General features: G+C 66.9%; 13 protein-coding genes. 2 read left to right on the top strand and 11 right to left on the bottom strand.

Annotation, left to right across the window (positions count from 1 at the left end; translation table 11 throughout):
- Complete coding sequence (locus tag Q0996_RS03690; protein ID WP_299616116.1) at positions 1–996, top strand: lysylphosphatidylglycerol synthase transmembrane domain-containing protein; 996 nt, start codon at positions 1–3, stop codon at positions 994–996.
- Here Q0996_RS03690 and ltnD read toward each other — a convergent pair.
- The 8 genes from ltnD to Q0996_RS03730 all read right to left on the bottom strand — a co-directional run bounded on the left by ltnD (position 993) and on the right by Q0996_RS03730 (position 9,034).
- A complete protein-coding gene (gene ltnD / locus Q0996_RS03695; protein WP_299616118.1) occupies positions 993–1,892 on the bottom strand; it encodes an L-threonate dehydrogenase in 900 nt (299 codons plus the stop codon). The genes Q0996_RS03690 and ltnD overlap by 4 nt on opposite strands.
- A 134-nt stretch (positions 1,893–2,026) precedes the next feature.
- Positions 2,027–2,833 carry a hypothetical protein gene (locus tag Q0996_RS03700; protein ID WP_299616120.1) on the bottom strand — a complete coding sequence of 269 codons (807 nt, stop codon included), beginning with the start codon at positions 2,831–2,833 and terminating at the stop codon, positions 2,027–2,029.
- A gap of 188 nt (positions 2,834–3,021) precedes the next feature.
- Positions 3,022–3,615, bottom strand: coding sequence for an OmpA family protein (locus tag Q0996_RS03705; protein WP_299616123.1), 594 nt, complete (start codon positions 3,613–3,615; stop codon positions 3,022–3,024).
- A gap of 4 nt (positions 3,616–3,619) precedes the next feature.
- On the bottom strand, positions 3,620–4,090 hold the full coding sequence (locus Q0996_RS03710; protein WP_299616125.1) for a FecR domain-containing protein: 471 nt from the start codon (positions 4,088–4,090) through the stop codon (positions 3,620–3,622).
- Between the two features lie 21 nt (positions 4,091–4,111).
- A complete protein-coding gene (locus Q0996_RS03715) occupies positions 4,112–6,193 on the bottom strand; it encodes a CHASE2 and HATPase_c domain-containing protein (protein WP_299616127.1) in 2,082 nt (693 codons plus the stop codon).
- A gap of 346 nt (positions 6,194–6,539) precedes the next feature.
- On the bottom strand, positions 6,540–7,541 hold the full coding sequence (locus tag Q0996_RS03720; protein WP_299616129.1) for an Ldh family oxidoreductase: 1,002 nt from the start codon (positions 7,539–7,541) through the stop codon (positions 6,540–6,542).
- 34 nt (positions 7,542–7,575) lie between these two features.
- Entirely contained in the window at positions 7,576–8,745 is a 1,170-nt protein-coding gene (locus tag Q0996_RS03725) for a UxaA family hydrolase (RefSeq protein ID WP_299616132.1), read from the bottom strand.
- Between the two features lies 1 nt (position 8,746).
- The gene (locus Q0996_RS03730; RefSeq protein WP_299616134.1) at positions 8,747–9,034 is read right to left on the bottom strand and encodes a UxaA family hydrolase; all 288 of its coding nucleotides are present in this window, start codon (positions 9,032–9,034) and stop codon (positions 8,747–8,749) included.
- Between the two features lie 194 nt (positions 9,035–9,228).
- Here Q0996_RS03730 and Q0996_RS03735 point away from each other — a divergent pair, with 194 nt between their 5' ends.
- Positions 9,229–9,960 carry a GntR family transcriptional regulator gene (locus Q0996_RS03735; RefSeq protein WP_299616136.1) on the top strand — a complete coding sequence of 244 codons (732 nt, stop codon included), beginning with the start codon at positions 9,229–9,231 and terminating at the stop codon, positions 9,958–9,960.
- A gap of 228 nt (positions 9,961–10,188) precedes the next feature.
- Here Q0996_RS03735 and Q0996_RS03740 read toward each other — a convergent pair whose 3' ends face one another.
- The 3 genes from Q0996_RS03740 to Q0996_RS03750 form a co-directional block, all read right to left on the bottom strand.
- Positions 10,189–11,220, bottom strand: a complete 1,032-nt coding sequence (locus Q0996_RS03740; RefSeq protein WP_299616138.1) for a dienelactone hydrolase family protein — start codon at positions 11,218–11,220, stop codon at positions 10,189–10,191.
- Positions 11,221–11,246: 26 nt separating this feature from the next.
- Positions 11,247–12,422, bottom strand: coding sequence for a hypothetical protein (locus tag Q0996_RS03745; protein ID WP_299616140.1), 1,176 nt, complete (start codon positions 12,420–12,422; stop codon positions 11,247–11,249).
- Between the two features lie 47 nt (positions 12,423–12,469).
- Positions 12,470–14,986: YncE family protein (locus tag Q0996_RS03750; protein ID WP_299616142.1), on the bottom strand; the 2,517-nt coding region annotated here is incomplete at its 5' end.

A 14,986-nucleotide genomic window follows, 5' to 3' on the forward strand; every position in this document is an offset into this window, starting at 1 on the left:
ATGTCCGAGCGCCTGACATCCCCGAAGCGCTGGCGCCTGCTGGCGGCCGGACTGGCGGTCGGCGGCCTTGCCGCATGGCTGGTTTTCACCACGACCGACATCCCGGCCCTCGTGCAGATCCTGAAGAACGACATCGACTACCCACTGGCCGGCACCGCGCTGCTCGTCTATGGCCTGTTCTTTGTCGGAAAGGCGGTGCGCTGGCGCTATCTCCTCTCGCCGCTGATCGCCCTGCCGGTACCCCGCCTCACCGCCTATGTTCTGGTCGGCTACGCCGGCAATGTCCTGCTGCCGTTCCAGGCGGGCGAGATCGCCCGCGGCTATCTGCTGTCGAAGCACCATCCGGTAAAGGCGGCCGCCGCCCTCTCCGGCATCGCCGTCGAGAAAGCGCTCGACTTCCTCGCCCTACTGGCGCTGCTGGTCTGGGCACTCTGGACGGTGCGCGCGCCCTCGCCGCTCGCCGAGTCCGTCCTCGTCTCCCTCGCGGCCTCCCTGTCCCTGCTCGGTCTGCTGTTGCTTGCGCTTCTGATCCGGCCCGAGGCGACCGGCGCCGCGATCGACCGCGCCTTGGGCTACTGTCCGGAAAGGCTTGCCACCCGGCTGGGGCCACCGATCCACGACGCCCTCAGTGGTCTCACGGCACTGCGCCAAGGGTCTCTGCTGTGGCGGCTGGTGCTCACCAGTCTGATCACCTGGGGGATCATGCTGGCCGCGCTCTCTCTGACGCTACAGGCTGTGCAGCTCGAGGTTCCCCTCGCCATCGCCGTGGTGGTCATGGTGCTGGCGGCGGTCGGCCTGGCCCTGCCCACCAGCCCCGGCTTCATCGGCACCCTGCAGGCCGCCTTCGTGTTGGGCATGGTCCCCTTCGGCGTGGCGCAGGAGGCCGCGGTGGCGGCCTCGCTGCTCTATCAGGTCCTCACCACCGTCCCGCCGCTGCTCGCCGGCGCTCTCTGCCTGCTTTGGCTCCGATCCTCTCAGGCTGGGTCATCGGCCTAGCCGCCCGGCAGGTCCAAACCCGCCATCTGCGCATAGACCCGCACCACCGAGGAGTCGTCGTCGCGGCTCATGCCCGCCGCCTCGGCCATGAGATAGGACTGCAGGGCATTGGCCGCCAGGGGCACGGGGAACCCCTCGCTGCGGGCGGCGTCCAGCACGATCCCCAGGTCCTTGGTGAAGATGGCGACGGCGGACTTGGGGCTGTAGTCGCCGCTCAGCATATGGGGCACGCGGTCGCAGAAGGCCCAGGAGGCGCCAGCCGAATTGCTGATCACCTCGAAGACTTCCTCAGCCTCCAGGCCAAGCTTCAGCGCCATGGCCATGGCCTCCCCCGCCGCGGCGATGTGCACCCCCACCAAGAGCTGGTTGATGAGCTTCATCGCGGAGCCGCGCCCGGCGGTATCGCCAAGCTGGTAGACCTTCTTGCCCATGGCCTGCAAGGCCGGGTCCGCCCGCTCGAAGGCGGCCGGGCTGCCCGCCGCCATGAAGGTGAGCGCCCCCGAATTGGCGCCGAGGGTGCCGCCGCTCATGGGCGCGTCCAGGTAGTGGCGCCCCATGGCCTCCAGGCGTTCGGCCATCTGGCCGGCGATCTGCGGGGCGACGGTGGCGCAGGAGACGAAGACCGCGCCCTCGGGCATGGCCCCGGCAACGCCCTCGGGACCGAAAAGCACCGCCTCGGTCTGGGCGGCATTGACGACGACGGAGACCACCACGTCTGCCCCCGCCGCCAGGGCGGGCAGGGACTCGGCAACCGCCCCGCCCTTCTCCGCCAGGGCCTGCCTGCGCTCGGCCGCCAGATCGTAGCCCACCACCTCCAGGCCGGCGCCCAGTGCCGAGACCGCCATGCCGTAGCCCATGGAACCGAGCCCGATTACGCCGACCCGCGTTTTCGCCATAGATACTCTCCCCTGCAACAAAGATCTCCGTTGCGGGCAAGGTAGCACGCGGACTCCTGGCCGGTCGGGTTCAAAATCGATGGTGTTCCGGTTGTCAGAGAGCTCAGGAACCGCCAGCGGGGCTTTCGGCCCGTTCAGGCAAGGCGGGTCCGGCGGGCGTCCTCTTCCAGCGCCGCAAAGACGCCTTCGATCTCATCGCTTGTGCGGCCGGTCTCGGCCAGATAGGCCGACATGTCCGCTCGTCGCGCCTCGATAAGCGTCCGCAAGGCCTGCCGCTCTGCGTCGGTGGGATTGGCGTTCAGCGTACCGAAGGTCTCCGCCTCTGCGTCACGCCGGTTCTGCAGGCCGCGGTGCCGATTCCTGTTGGAGCCGAAGCGGATCTCATACCAGGCTTTTTCCCGGGCTCCCTCTTTCATGGCGGCGGTCAACTTGCGACCGATGAGATCCGGGTTGTTGTAGGCCAGAGAGAAAAGCACCTTCAGCTCCTGCGAACCCGCGAGGTCCGCCAGCAGTTCGCTGCCCAGCTTGCGTTCCAGGATTGCCTCGTAGCCGGGACGGATCTTTTCGAAGAGGGCTCTGCCCTGCTCGCGGGTGATGAAAAAGCTGAAGGCGTTGAGCGATGCGGAGTCCTCGCCGGGCTGCCAGGGCGCGATCAGCGCCTTGGCTTCATCGACGGCGCCGCGCGCCAGGGTCCGCCCGGCCGCCCGGAGCAACGCTAGATCGGGTTCGTTGAGCACCACGCCGATCGCCGAGAGATCGGCATCCATACCGGGGCGCAGAGGCCAGTTCGCGGCCTTCGTCAGCATTGCATAGCCGAGGCCAAGGGTCGGGATGCCGAGGTGGTCGCTATAGACCCGCGGCACGAAACCCTCGCTCTCGGCGATGAATTCGAACAGCGCCTCGTCGTAAGACCCATCGACCTTATGCGGCACGATCGCCACGCCCATGGTCTCCCCTTGCCGATCGCAAGGAAAAAAATCCGACCGATTTCGAGACGCGTCAACTGCGCATTGGGAGGAGGTCGTGGTGATTTCACACCCAGCTGCGCAGCCTCGAAAACCATGACGATGAAAGGCTTCGCAGCCGTACAACCGAACCGGGCGGATCCGGCGCGATGTGGGGTATCGGGCTAGCGCACCGTCACTTCAACCCGGCGGTTGCGCGGCTCGGCAATCTCGTCAGCGGTGGGGATCAGCGGGTTGTTCTCGCCGTGGGAGTCGACCTCGATCAACGCCGGGTCGAGGCCCTCGGCAATCAACAGGTCGCGCACCCGCTCGGCACGGCGCAGCGACAGGCGCGCATTGCGCTGTGCCGTGTCCAGGCGATCGGTATGCCCCACCACCGAAACCTCGGGGGCCGGATACTCGTTGATGGCGTCCAGAACGGCGCGCAACTGGGCCTCTGACTCGCTGGTCAGACGGTCCGACCCCAGGATGAAGTAGAGAATGAAGGTCGTGGGGCGCAGAGGATTGGCCTGGATGGCGACACCCCAGGTTTCCTCGATCTCCTGTTCGCTGATGGGCTCCGGCGCACTGGGCGCGGTGGTCGACGCACCGACCAGGCTCGCCTGGTTGGCCGTATCGATGGTCTGCGAGCCGGCTTCGTTCACGATCACGATGGACCCGACCTTGCCGTCCTCTTCCTCCAGCAGAACGAAGCGGTTGTTGCCGGCACAGGCGGAAAGCAGGAGCAGGAGTCCAAACGTGCAGAGAAGGCGCAGCATGGCCCTAGTCTCCCTCGACCTTGGCCAGGAAGCGGGTACCGCGCACGGCGACCGTCGCGACCGGTGTCCTGACCTTGACCGCATCGGGCGAGAGCTTGGCGATCACGCCGGAGATGTAGTGCATCGTGCCGCGAAAGAAATCGATCAGAAAGGCAAGCCTTCCCTCCGCCGGCGAGAACTCGAACTGCGTGAACTGAACCCTGGAATTGGGACCGATGGAAATCCGCGAGCCGTCCTTGAAGGTCAGCCCGACGGAACCGTCCACCGTCTCGACGACGTCCATGATGAAGATCGCCTCGCCGACCGTGAGCGCGGCACGCTCTTCGGCCCGCAGGGCATAGGCCTCGCCGGCCACGACCTTGACCAGGGCAACCTCCTGATCCTGGGCCCGCGCGGCGCCCGCCTGGATGCCGAGCAGCAGCACCGTAGCCAGCAGTCCACCGAGAAGGCGCCGCTGCTTCGAGACGCGCATCATACCGTCATGCCCTTTCCCCCCTCATTGCCCGGCCGGACCGCCGCGGACCCGCTCGGCCGGAAAGACAAGCGTTGCCGTGGTCCCATGATCGGTGACGCTGGCCACCTCCAGCTTTCCTCCATGCATTTCGACCATTGCCTTGGTCAAGGGCAAACCCAATCCTATACCCTCGAAATTCGATGTCATGGCGTGATCGGAGCGGCGAAACGGCTCAAAGGCGTCCACAATCTCCTTATCCGACATTCCGATCCCGGTGTCTGAAACTGAGAGGCGATAGGCGCCCGACTCGTCGACGCGGCCGGTCAGCAGGATCTTCCCGCCGTCCTGCGAGTACTTGACCGAATTGGAAAGCAGGTTGAGGACCATCTGCATGAACATGCGCTGATCGGCGTTCAGGGACGGCAGCACGGATTGCGCGTCCAGCGCAATCTTGGGCCGGCGGTCCCGATAGGCGGACTCGACGGTGCGGACGCAGTCTTCGAGGGTCTTGCGGACCGGAAACTCGGACTCGGAGAGCTGGCTCTGCCCCGCCTCGATCTTCGACATCTCCAGGATCTCGTTCACCAGCGACAGCAGGTGCTGTCCCATCTGGTGAATGTCCTTGACGTAGCCGCGATACTTGGGCGGTGAGACCGGGCCCAGGATCTCGCTCTTCATCATCTCGGAGAAGCCCAGGATCGCGTTGAGCGGCGTTCTCAGTTCGTGGCTCATGTTCGCCAGGAAGCTGGTCTTGGAGCGGTTGGCCGCCTCGGCGAGAATGAGGGCCATCTCCCGCTCCTGTTCGCTGCGCCGGCGCTGATACTGGGCTTCGACGATGGAGAGGCCCTGCATCACCAGATAGCTGGCCACCAGCACCAGCGTCGGATAGCTGGGGTCCAGAAGAACCCCATGTCGGGCGAAGGCGTAGAGCGCCACCGCGAACAGGAGGCCGAGGCCGCCGAGTACGATTGCCAGGCTCACATAGCCGGAAACCCTGAAGGCGAAAGCGGCCACCGTCACCAGCAGAAGCGCCGCCGCCGCCCCCTCCCAGACCGCGGCAAGCCGGGGCCGGTGCAGATAGCTGTCGGTGAGGATGTTGGCGATGGCAAGCGCTTGGACCTCCACATCGCCGCGCAGGTCGCCCATCGGCGTCACAAATCCTCTGCCCAGCCCCGCTGCCGTCGACCCCAGCAAGACGATCCGCCCCTGAAGTTGGAAGGGAGAGACCTCTCCGGCCAGGAGGGCACCGGCGGAAATGCGCGGGATCGACGCGATGGAGCGGTCACGCAGCCAGACATGGCCGCTGTAGCTGGTCTCGATGGCCAGGTCCGCCAGGGTAACGCTGGTCACGCCAGGGCCGTCGATCTCCACAGAGATCGCCTCGGCAGCCTTGGCAATGCGCAAGACCTCGACGGCGAAACTCGGCACAACCGAATCGCCGACCAGCATCACCACCGGTAGCCGGCGAACCACCCCGTCGCCGGAGAGCTCGAGGCTGGCGACGCCGACGCCGCCGCTGGCCTCTTCCAGAACTGGCAGATTGCGGAGCAGATTCGCATAGCGGCGCAACTCGGAACCCGTTTGCCGGCCGAGCCTGAGCAGGATGGGCGCCTGCGCGCCGCCGTCTTCCACCCTCTGTGCACCACCATCGGTCACAGCCGATGCCAGGACCGTCGGCAACAGGCCGAACTTGGCCGCCAACATGGCGTCGTTGGACGGCAAGGCCGCCAGGCTCTCCCTCAGCGGCGCGTCGAGGGGGAATCGCTTCAGCAGGTTCTCCGGCGACAGGCGGTCAGACTCGGCAAAGATGATGTCGATGCCCAGCACCGACGGCTTGCCGGCCGCGATCAGGCCGACCAGATCGGCCAGCAGATCGCGCGGCCAGGGCCATTGGCCGGAGCGTGCCAGGCTCTCCTCGTCGATGTCGACCACGACCAGATCTTCCGAGAGATCCACGGCTTCAGGCGGCAGAACGCGCTGGGCGAAATCGAAGAAGGCGTAACGAAAGGTCGGAAGCGGCTGGGGGTCCGCAAAACGCAGGGCGACAACGACGCCGAGGCAGATCCACAGAAGCCCTTTTCTCGTCCATGCGCCAACAAGCTGCCCGAAACGACCAGACCGCATGGACCCTGAACCGCCCCTATGCCCCGCGCGCCCGCCGCGGTGGCGGCGAGCCGGTGATCGCAGTCTGGAAGACGTCGGTACCCATCACTATCCACCGCCTGGCCCAAAGGGACACAGCACCGCTCTTGGCGCTCCCTCGCTGACTCGCCTCGAATAAGCTCCCGCTTCGATTATCGGCTGGCAAACGATTGGCGCGATTGCTCCCGACGGTGGCAAGGATAGCACGGAGCGACCGCCGCCGATCAACAGGCTGCTTAGTCAGGATGGCGTGTCAATTGGTGGTAGAGGCCCCGCGACCCAGGTCGGGTGACGACCCGCAAGCCACGACGGGCAATTGGCGTTAACCTTAAATGGCTCTGATTTCCGCCAATGTCGAAGCGGCGATGACCAGACCGTCACGGGCCGCGGCCTGCCGCGCGGCCAAGCGGCGGCTGCCCGGCAGGCGGGCGCCCGGCTGATCTTCAAGCGCACCGATCAGGGTCTCGAGGCGATCGACAAACCCGCCCCCCGACAGCGGGCCGGGGTTGAAGGCCAACAAAAGCTGGCCGACGCCCGGCGGTGGCCCCTCCGCCGTGAAGAAGGACGAGGCCTCGAAACCGTGGTTGGCGCCGACGAGGCTGGCCGAAAGCACCTCCACCAGCATCGCCAGGGCGGCCCCCTTGGCCTCGCCCATGGGGATCATGGTGCCGCCCAGTGCCGCCTCGGGGTCGCGGGTCGGCTGTCCCTCGGCATCCAGGGCCCAGCCTTCCGGGATCGTCTCGCCGGCCTTTGCCGCAGCCATGACCTTGCCGCGCGCGACCTTGGCCAGGGAGAGATCGATGACCAGCGGCGCCCCCTCCCGCCGCGGCGCCGCCAGGGCGATGGGATTGGTACCGAAGAGCCCCTGCGTGCCGCCCCAGGGCGCGATGGCCTGGGGCGAGTTGCCGAGCATCAGGGCGACCAGGCCTTCCGCGGCCAGACGCTCGACATGGTATCCGCCCTGACCGAAGTGGTGCGAGCTGTAGACGGCGGCCAGGGCGACAACCTGGCTCTTCGCCATCTCCACCAAGGCCGTGCGGGCCAGGTCCAGGGCGGGGAAGGCGAAGCCGGCGCCGGCATCCACCCGGATCGCGGCCGGGGAGAGCTGCTCGATCCGGGGCACGGCCGTGCCCTGGACCTTGCCGGTCTTGACCTGGCCCGCGTAGCTGGCCACCCGCGACAGGCCGTGCCCCTTCTGGCCGTCGGCCTCGGCAGCGACCAAGGCGGCGGCGACGGAGGCGGCGTTGGCCTCCGCTGTGCCCGCCGCCATCAGGGCGCCGGCCACCAGGTCGCGCGCCGCCTCCAGCGTAAGGGTTTCGCCGCCGCTCACCCTTCCCCCCTCATTCTCAAAGCCTGACGGTCGATCAGGCGCTGCGATAGAGCTTGGTCATGACGAACTCGCGGTGCTTCAGCGCCTCGGCCGCCGTCAGGCGCCCGTTGCAGGTTCTGACCGTGATGTCGATCAGGGCATCGCCCGCCTCGTCGAAGTTCATCTCGCCGCGCAGGATGCCGGAGACGTCGAGGTCGACATGTTCCGCCATCTCCCGTGCCGTCTTGGGGTTGGCCGTCAGCTTGATCACCGGCTCGATGGGATTGCCGATGATGTTACCCTGGCCGGTGGGGAAGAGATGGACCACGAAGCCGGCCGCCGCCTGCAGGGTCACGCATTCCGCCGCCGCGGAGCTGGTGTCCATGAAGTAGAGGCCGGCACCCTTAGCCGGCTCCTCGGCCGGCTGCAGCACGTCGATGAACTTCGTCTTCTTGCCGATCTTCTGCAGGTTGCCGAAGGCCTTCTCCTCGATAGTGGTCAGACCGCCGGCGATGTTGCCCTTGGTCGGCTGGCTGTCGGAGAGGTCGCTGGTCTTGTGCGGCTCGATGACCTCGTCCATGTAGGCCTGCCAGGTCTTGAGGAACTTGTCCGCCACCTCCGGGCTGGCCGCCCGGGTGGCGCAGACCTGCTCGGCCCCGGTCAGCTCCGAGGTCTCGCCGAAGCATGTGGTGGCCCCCAGCTCGTCGAACTTGTCGATGAAGTTGCCGACGGTGGGGTTGGAGGCGAGGCCCGAGGTGGTGTCGGACTCACCGCACTTGGTGGACACCCAGAGCTCGTTCAGATCGCAGGGTTCGCGCTGCAGCTCACTGGCCCACTGCACGAATTCCTTAGCCTTGCGGGAGGCATCGGCCACCACCTTGATCTCGCCGTGGCCCTCAATGGCGAAGCCCTCAACCCGCTTGCCGGTCTTGGCGATGCCCTCGACGACGCGGCCGGTCCAGCCCGGCTCGATGCCGATGACGACCACGGCCGCCACGTTGGGGTTGCTGCCGGTACCGATAAGAGTGCGAAAATGCAGCTCCAGATCCTCGCCGAACTGCAGCCGGCCATAGTGGTGCGGCAGGGCGAGGCAGCCCTCGATGTTGTGGGCCACCTTCTCGCAGGCGGCATTGGAGAGGTCGTCCAGCGGCAGGATGACCACATGGTTGCGGACGCCGACCCGGCCGTTTTCCCGCCGGAAGCCGTGAATCTTCTGCGCGCTCATCTCACCACCTCTTGGTCTTGACGTTTTGGGTATGGACGTGACCGCCCTTGGCGATCGAGGCCACGGCCTTGCCGATGTCGTTGCCGTACTTGAGGATGGTGTCGCCCTCGGCAATGTCGCCCAGCGCGATCTTGTGGCCGAGAGGAATGGCGTCGATGCAGTCCATCTCGACCCGGGAATCGTCGGCCATCACCCAACCTGAGAGTTTCGAGTTGGCGGCAATGCCCTCCTTCACGATCACGCCGACCGTATCTTCGGCATCGTGCACGATGAAATCAGGTGCAGACATCTTCGGATGTTCTCCCCTTTCCTTGAGCATCTCTTTGGCGCCTCCGGAACGCAAAGCGGCCGCCTTGCCGGCCGGCGAAGTCGTCCGTCCCGAAGGATGTCTTGTTCGGAGACCTAAAACTATATATTATGTCTTATATAAGACAAGAGGTAATTCTCTCCGAAAGTGATCTCTCGGGACGAAAGGACCAAGGCTTGGCGCGACAGCTCGCAGCGCTCCCCGGCTTCAAGCCGCTCTATCAGCAGGTGAAGGACTTGCTGGTGGAACGCCTGATCGGTGGCTATTGGCGCCCCGGGGCTCTCCTGCCCAGCGAGATCCAACTGGCGGGGGAGCTGGGCGTCAGTCAGGGGACCGTCCGCAAGGCGCTCGACGAGATGACGGCGGAGAACCTGCTGGTCCGCCGCCAGGGCCGCGGCACCTTCGTCGCCGAACACGACCAGGAACACGCCCTCTTCCACTTCTTCAAGCTGACCGACCGCGGCGGCGAACCGCTGGTCCCGGAAAGCCGCGTCCTGCGCTGCAGCCCGGGGCAGGCGCGCAAGGACGAAGCCCAGCGCCTGAACATCGAGACGGAAGAGGCGGTGACCAGGATCACCAGGGTGCGCTCGATCCAGGGGCGGCCCGCGATCTTCGAACGGATCCTCCTGCCCTGCCGGCTGTTCCCGGACCTGCACGAGCGGCGCGACCTGCCCAACACACTTTATACCCTCTTCGCCCTGGACTACGGGGTGACCGTCGGCCGGGCCGAGGAGCGGTTGCGCGCGGTGCCGGCTGGGAGCGAGGCCGCCCGCCAGCTCGGCCTCGAACGGGACCACCCCTTGCTGGAGATCGACCGCGTGGCCCGGGCCCTTGACGGCCGGCCGGTGGAGTGGCGCATCTCCCTCTGCGACACCGGCGACACCGCCTACAGCATCACCCTCGCCTGATCGCGGTTCGCCAAACCTTGAAATCTCCCTCAGATCAAATGATTTAGTTTCAATAGTTTAATAATACAACTTCAACTCAAATCGTCACCCTCGGGCTTGTCCCGAGGGTCCATGGAACGACCGAGACCGGGACCTCGATGGATTGCCGGAACAAGCCCGGCAATGACGTCTGGGAGTGTCACAGAGTAGGAGCCTCTGACGGACAAGGCTTCATTTCGGGTCGGGCCATCAGGGCAGGAAGCCAGCGGCTCTCAGGAACTCCAGGGTCTTGGCGAAGGCGCGTTCCGTGGCCTCCTCGTTGCCGCCGGCATGCCCGCCGCGGCTGCAGAGCGCCAGGACCTCCTTGAGGTTCTCGCTGTTGATGGGCAGGCCGTTGCTGCGTTCCACGAAGCCCCCGTCGCTCTGTTCCTCCAGGTGGCAGGAGGCCGGCGACGGCGCCGAAATCTGCAGGTTCCCGAAGAGCGAGAGCATGGGGTGGTCGAAGGCATGGCGCGCTCCGGGATGAACCACCAGCTCCATGCGATTGGGACCCTGCGGCCCTTCGGTGGCCTCGATCAGTTCGGCGCAGCGTTTCGGCGGGACCAGATCGTCCAGGGCCCCTGACTGGATCAGCACCGGGGCACCGGTGGTCACCGAGCGGCGCAGCCGCATCCCGCACCAGGGATAGTAGGCGACATGCAGGGCGAAGCCGCGCCCTTGTTTGGCCGCCCGATCCCTGATCGGCTGATAGGCCGCGTAGAGCGCCGCGATGCCGCCCTTGGAAAACCCGATCACGCCGATGCGCGCGGGGTCGATCCGCGCATCACCGCTGAGATAATCCAGGGCGGCGTAGGCATCGGCCAGCATCGAGGCCGTGCTGACCAGGGTCTGGTCGCGCACGGTGTGGGAGACATCGCGGGCCGAGAAGCTGTCGACCGCCAGCACGGCGATGCCCAATTCGCGAAAGTGCTTGGCGTAGAGCCAGTCCTGGGAGCCCTGGCCGTTGGAGGTGTGGAGCAGCACCAGCGCCGGATAGGGAGCGCCCGCCTCCCTATCCTCCGGCAGCGCCAGGACACCGTCGACCCGCTGCGGCGTTCCGCTCCGCCCGGCCAGCAGTTCCTCGATGAAGGTGAAGCTGCGGCTGTCGATCCGCACCTCCTCGACCATCGCCGGCCGGGCGACGCAGGCCGAAAGCGCCGCGCAGACCACCAGGCAGAAGACCGATTGCCACCGCCTGGTTTCCGGTCCTCTCTGCGTTGTCCGCGCGATGCGATCAGTCATTGCCCTGCCCCTTTTCGGACCCGATCCTAGCGCGATGCCAGTCCGCAGTCGGTCACCGCGGTCAGGGACACCCAGCTCCGGCCCCGCCGTGCCTTGCAGGACTCCAGCCACTGGACCGTCGTGTTCACCAGGGCGATGGTGCGCTGTCTCAGGGTCTCGTCGACCATGTAGTGGTCACGCCCGAAGTCCGCCAGGGTCACGCTGTTCGGCGCGATCAGGTCGGCCAGCAGGTTCAGCCCGTCGTTCGGTCCATAGGGCCTGAGCACGATATAGCTGTCGCGCACCTCCCGGGAGATGGTGCTGGTCACGGGGATGCCGATGTAGTTCACAATCAGCAGGTCGTCGTGGGTCCTGATGCGTTTGTAGGCCTCCCGGCGGCGCTCGGTGGCCATGCTGTGCATGCCCGGATCGTCGACGAAGACCCGGTAACGCGAGAGCGGGCCGTCGCCCAGAACCTCGTCGGCCAGCGGGGTGCCCTGCAGCGTCCCGACGATGTTGATCCAGGCCTTGACCCGCTGGGCGTAGGCCGGCTCGAGCGCGGTGAGCGCCAGCGCCACTTCCGGGCTCGACTTGCTGGCGCTGACAACGATCACCTTGCTGTCGGGGCGGGTGCGCTCACGCAGGTAGTCGGCGACCACCTCCGCATTGACGTCGATGGAGCCGATCTCGTCGGTCCTGACGAGCTGCGGCTCGAGACCCGCATCGCTGAGAGCGCCGCGCGGGTCGGCCAGGTCGGCACCGGTGGTCTTGTGGCTCTCGTAGTGATAGGCCGGCACGAAGATCAGCTCATAGGCCGCGGCCTGGGGCAGCAGGGTTTTGTCCGCCGCCTTGTTGTAGCCAAGCAGCGCCCGTTGCAGATGCGCTTCATAGGTCTCCCGCAACAGCCGGTTGGCAGGAAGCCGGTTGACCCGGTCGGCGAAATAGATCGCCGCGAAGTCGACCGAGAATTCATCGGAGATTCGGTTCAGCAGATCGCGGTCGGGCAATTCCGGGTCCGGGGTCTGCGCATAGACCGCATCGATGCGCCGGTCCAGTTCGGGACGCAAACGCTCGCCTGCGAGGTAGTGCCGCATCAGATAGGCGGCCTGGTCGGAGTCGACCCCGGCGCTCACGGAAAGGCCGCCGAGCACGCCGCTGACCGGCTGCGTGTCCGGCAGGCTCGCACAGGCGCTCAGCAGCCCGCCGCCGAGCAGCAGCGCCATCGTTAGCCGTAGCGTCGAAAGAGATCGAGGCATGGGGTGACCGATCCTCATGGCCGGCGAACGACGACCGGGATCGAACCGGCGTCTGCCGGGTCGCTGCCCAGGCGCAGCTCGTCGCCGTCCAGGTGGCCGTCGAGATCCCGGTCGAGGGCGCTGCGCAGCCCGTCGCCGGGCGGCACGCAGAGAAAGGTGACCGGGCCGCTGCGCTGCGCCAGCAACTGCTCCAGCGATACCCGCCCTTCGTCCTGCCTGTCCGCGGTGAAGCCGTCCCCCTGCCAGAGCCAGCCGCGCTCCGCCTCGCCCTCATAGCTGCGGGCGGTGAGGTCGCAGTCCCCGACCTCGGCCCGCTCCACCAGCAGGTCGAGGTCTTCGCTTTGCGCAGCATCCAAAGGACCGTCTGCGGTTATCTGCCGCCCGACAGAGGCGGCCATGCCGGTGTGGAAGCCCATGACGAAGGCGTTCAACTCCGCCCTCACCCGGTCCCGGTCCTCCGCGGTCTTGCCGGGAATGTGAAACACATCGAGCTTCAGGAAGTTGATGATGGTGTCGATGCTGCCGTCGTGCACCAACCCGAAGCCGGAGACCTGCGGACCAGGGCGGTTGAAGCGCCCGACCTTCTGATAGACGTTGCGCAGATGCGCGGTCTTCATGTCGCGGCTGGCATCGATACCCTCGAAATTGATCAGGCCATTGGTGCCCGCCGGCGCGGTATGGCAGTCGCTGCAGCTCAGGACGCCGCGGTCGATGTCGATGCCGTCGCTGAAGATGTTGAAGCCGGCCTGCTGGCGGGAGTTCAGGCTGCGGTCCGGCGCCTCGTTGGGGTTCGGCGGGTAGCGGATGGTGTGGACGAAACGGGCGAAGGCCTCCATTTCCCGGTCCTCCGGCACCGCGGCCAGGCCCATGAGATCGACGAAGGCGCGGTCGAAGTCCTTGAAGCTGGCGATCTCCTCCCCCGGCACAGCGCTCTCCCGGCCGAAGCGGTCGCCGCGCCAGTGGAGAGGCCCCGTGCCCTCCAGACCGCGCAGGCTCTGGGTGGTCATCGGGCCTTTCAAGGGGTGGAAATTCTGGCGCGGCACGAAGAGGTCGTGCTTCAGCGCCTCCGGCATCGCCACCACCTCGCCCTCCGGGTTCCCCAGGTCCCAGGCCAGGCCGTCGAGGTCGCCGAAGACATGGCAGGAGGCGCAGGAAAGCGTCCCCTGCCCCGAGGTCCGTTCGGCATCGTAGAGCAGCGGCCGGCCGGCCTTCACCACCTGCGGCGTCGGATCGTGACGCAGCGGCACCGTGGTCAGGACCCGGCGCCGCCGGGTATCGACAACCGAGATGGAGGCGTCCAGGCGGTTGAGCACATAGAGCCGCTGGCGCCGCGCGTCGTAGGCAAGGCCCGCAGGCCCGAAGCCCACGTCGATACGGTCGGTCACCGCGCCCGAGGGGGAGAGCACGCCCACCTTCCCCGAGCCGAAGGCGGCGACATAGGCCTCGTCCCCGGTCTCATCGAAGACGATCTGCAGCGGCTGGGCCAGGCTCTGCGCCCGCACCTCAGGGGCGGCGGGCATCGCGCTTTCGCCGCTATGCACATTCAGCGGCTGCGCACGCAGGTCCCAGGTTTCTTCGCTACGCCGCAGCCGGGTGATCCGGTTCTCGGCGAACTTTCCGCGCAGCCGCGGTTCGTGGGTCATCAGGTTCAGGGCCTCGCTGTTGGATACCCAGACCTCCTGGCCGCCGGCGTCCGCCCCCGGCCGCACGGCGATGTCGAAGAGCACGGTCCCGACGCCGCTGACCTGATCGACGACTTTCGGACGCTCGCCGGAGGCGTCGATTACGAAGACGTCGTAGTCCGGCAGCTCGAAGGGCACCAGCCGCGACCAGTCCTGCCCATCGACGTCGCGCCACTGGCCGCCGGTCTTCCTGACGATGGCACCGGTCTTGGGCCGGGCGTCGGGGGGCGGCGGCGCGTCGAGGCTGTAGACCGGGGCACGACCGATGGAGGCTGCCTCGATGCCGCCGATGCTGGTGGTGCCGTTGCCGGAATGGAAGATGCCGGCATAGACCGTCATCCCGTCCGGCGAAACCGTCAGCGCCCGCGGCTTCGTGCCGAAGAGCGTCAGGATCGTCGGTGGCGCGTTCAGGCGCTGTGTATCGAACACCCAAACCTGCGCGCGCCCGATGCCGGGCCGCAGGGAGTCGCCGCGCCGCGCCGTCGCCACCATGATCCAGCGCCGGTCCGGGCCGGCGGCGACGATGCCGCGCGGCTCGTCGCCGACCTGAAAGCTGCGCAGCACCCGCGGCCGCATAGGATCGCTGACGTCGACCTGACTGATGCTGTCGGAAAGGTGGTTGGCCACCCAGAGCTCTTGCGCGTTGCGCAGCGTGAGAGCGATGGGCCGCAACCCCAGCCGCACCTCGCTGATCGAGATCAGGCCGCCCTCACCCACCGCGAAGACCTCCAGGCGGTCGTCGGGCGTGTTCAAGGCATAGAGATGGCCGCCGTCCGTCGACAGCGCGAGAGGCCGCAGAGGCTCGGTCTCGAAGTTGGTGAAGCCGTCGGAGGGTTGCGGTGGCTGCAG

Origin of the sequence: Pelagibius sp., from assembly GCF_028289705.1 — a bacterium.
GTDB lineage: Bacteria > Pseudomonadota > Alphaproteobacteria > Kiloniellales > Kiloniellaceae > Pelagibius.

What these genes read in the sequence shown, in the direction of transcription:
- Q0996_RS03710 (WP_299616125.1), bottom strand. Translation starts at nt 4,090, where the DNA reads ATGATGCGCGTCTCGAAGCAGCGGCGCCTTCTCGGTGGACTGCTGGCT.
- ltnD (WP_299616118.1), bottom strand. Translation starts at nt 1,892, where the DNA reads ATGGCGAAAACGCGGGTCGGCGTAATCGGGCTCGGTTCCATGGGCTAC.
- Q0996_RS03740 (WP_299616138.1), bottom strand. Translation starts at nt 11,220, where the DNA reads ATGACTGATCGCATCGCGCGGACAACGCAGAGAGGACCGGAAACCAGG.
- Q0996_RS03745 (WP_299616140.1), bottom strand. Translation starts at nt 12,422, where the DNA reads ATGGCGCTGCTGCTCGGCGGCGGGCTGCTGAGCGCCTGTGCGAGCCTG.
- Q0996_RS03730 (WP_299616134.1), bottom strand. Translation starts at nt 9,034, where the DNA reads ATGTCTGCACCTGATTTCATCGTGCACGATGCCGAAGATACGGTCGGC.
- Q0996_RS03715 (WP_299616127.1), bottom strand. Translation starts at nt 6,193, where the DNA reads ATGCGGTCTGGTCGTTTCGGGCAGCTTGTTGGCGCATGGACGAGAAAA.
- Q0996_RS03705 (WP_299616123.1), bottom strand. Translation starts at nt 3,615, where the DNA reads ATGCTGCGCCTTCTCTGCACGTTTGGACTCCTGCTCCTGCTTTCCGCC.
- Q0996_RS03725 (WP_299616132.1), bottom strand. Translation starts at nt 8,745, where the DNA reads ATGAGCGCGCAGAAGATTCACGGCTTCCGGCGGGAAAACGGCCGGGTC.
- Q0996_RS03690 (WP_299616116.1), top strand. Translation starts at nt 1, where the DNA reads ATGTCCGAGCGCCTGACATCCCCGAAGCGCTGGCGCCTGCTGGCGGCC.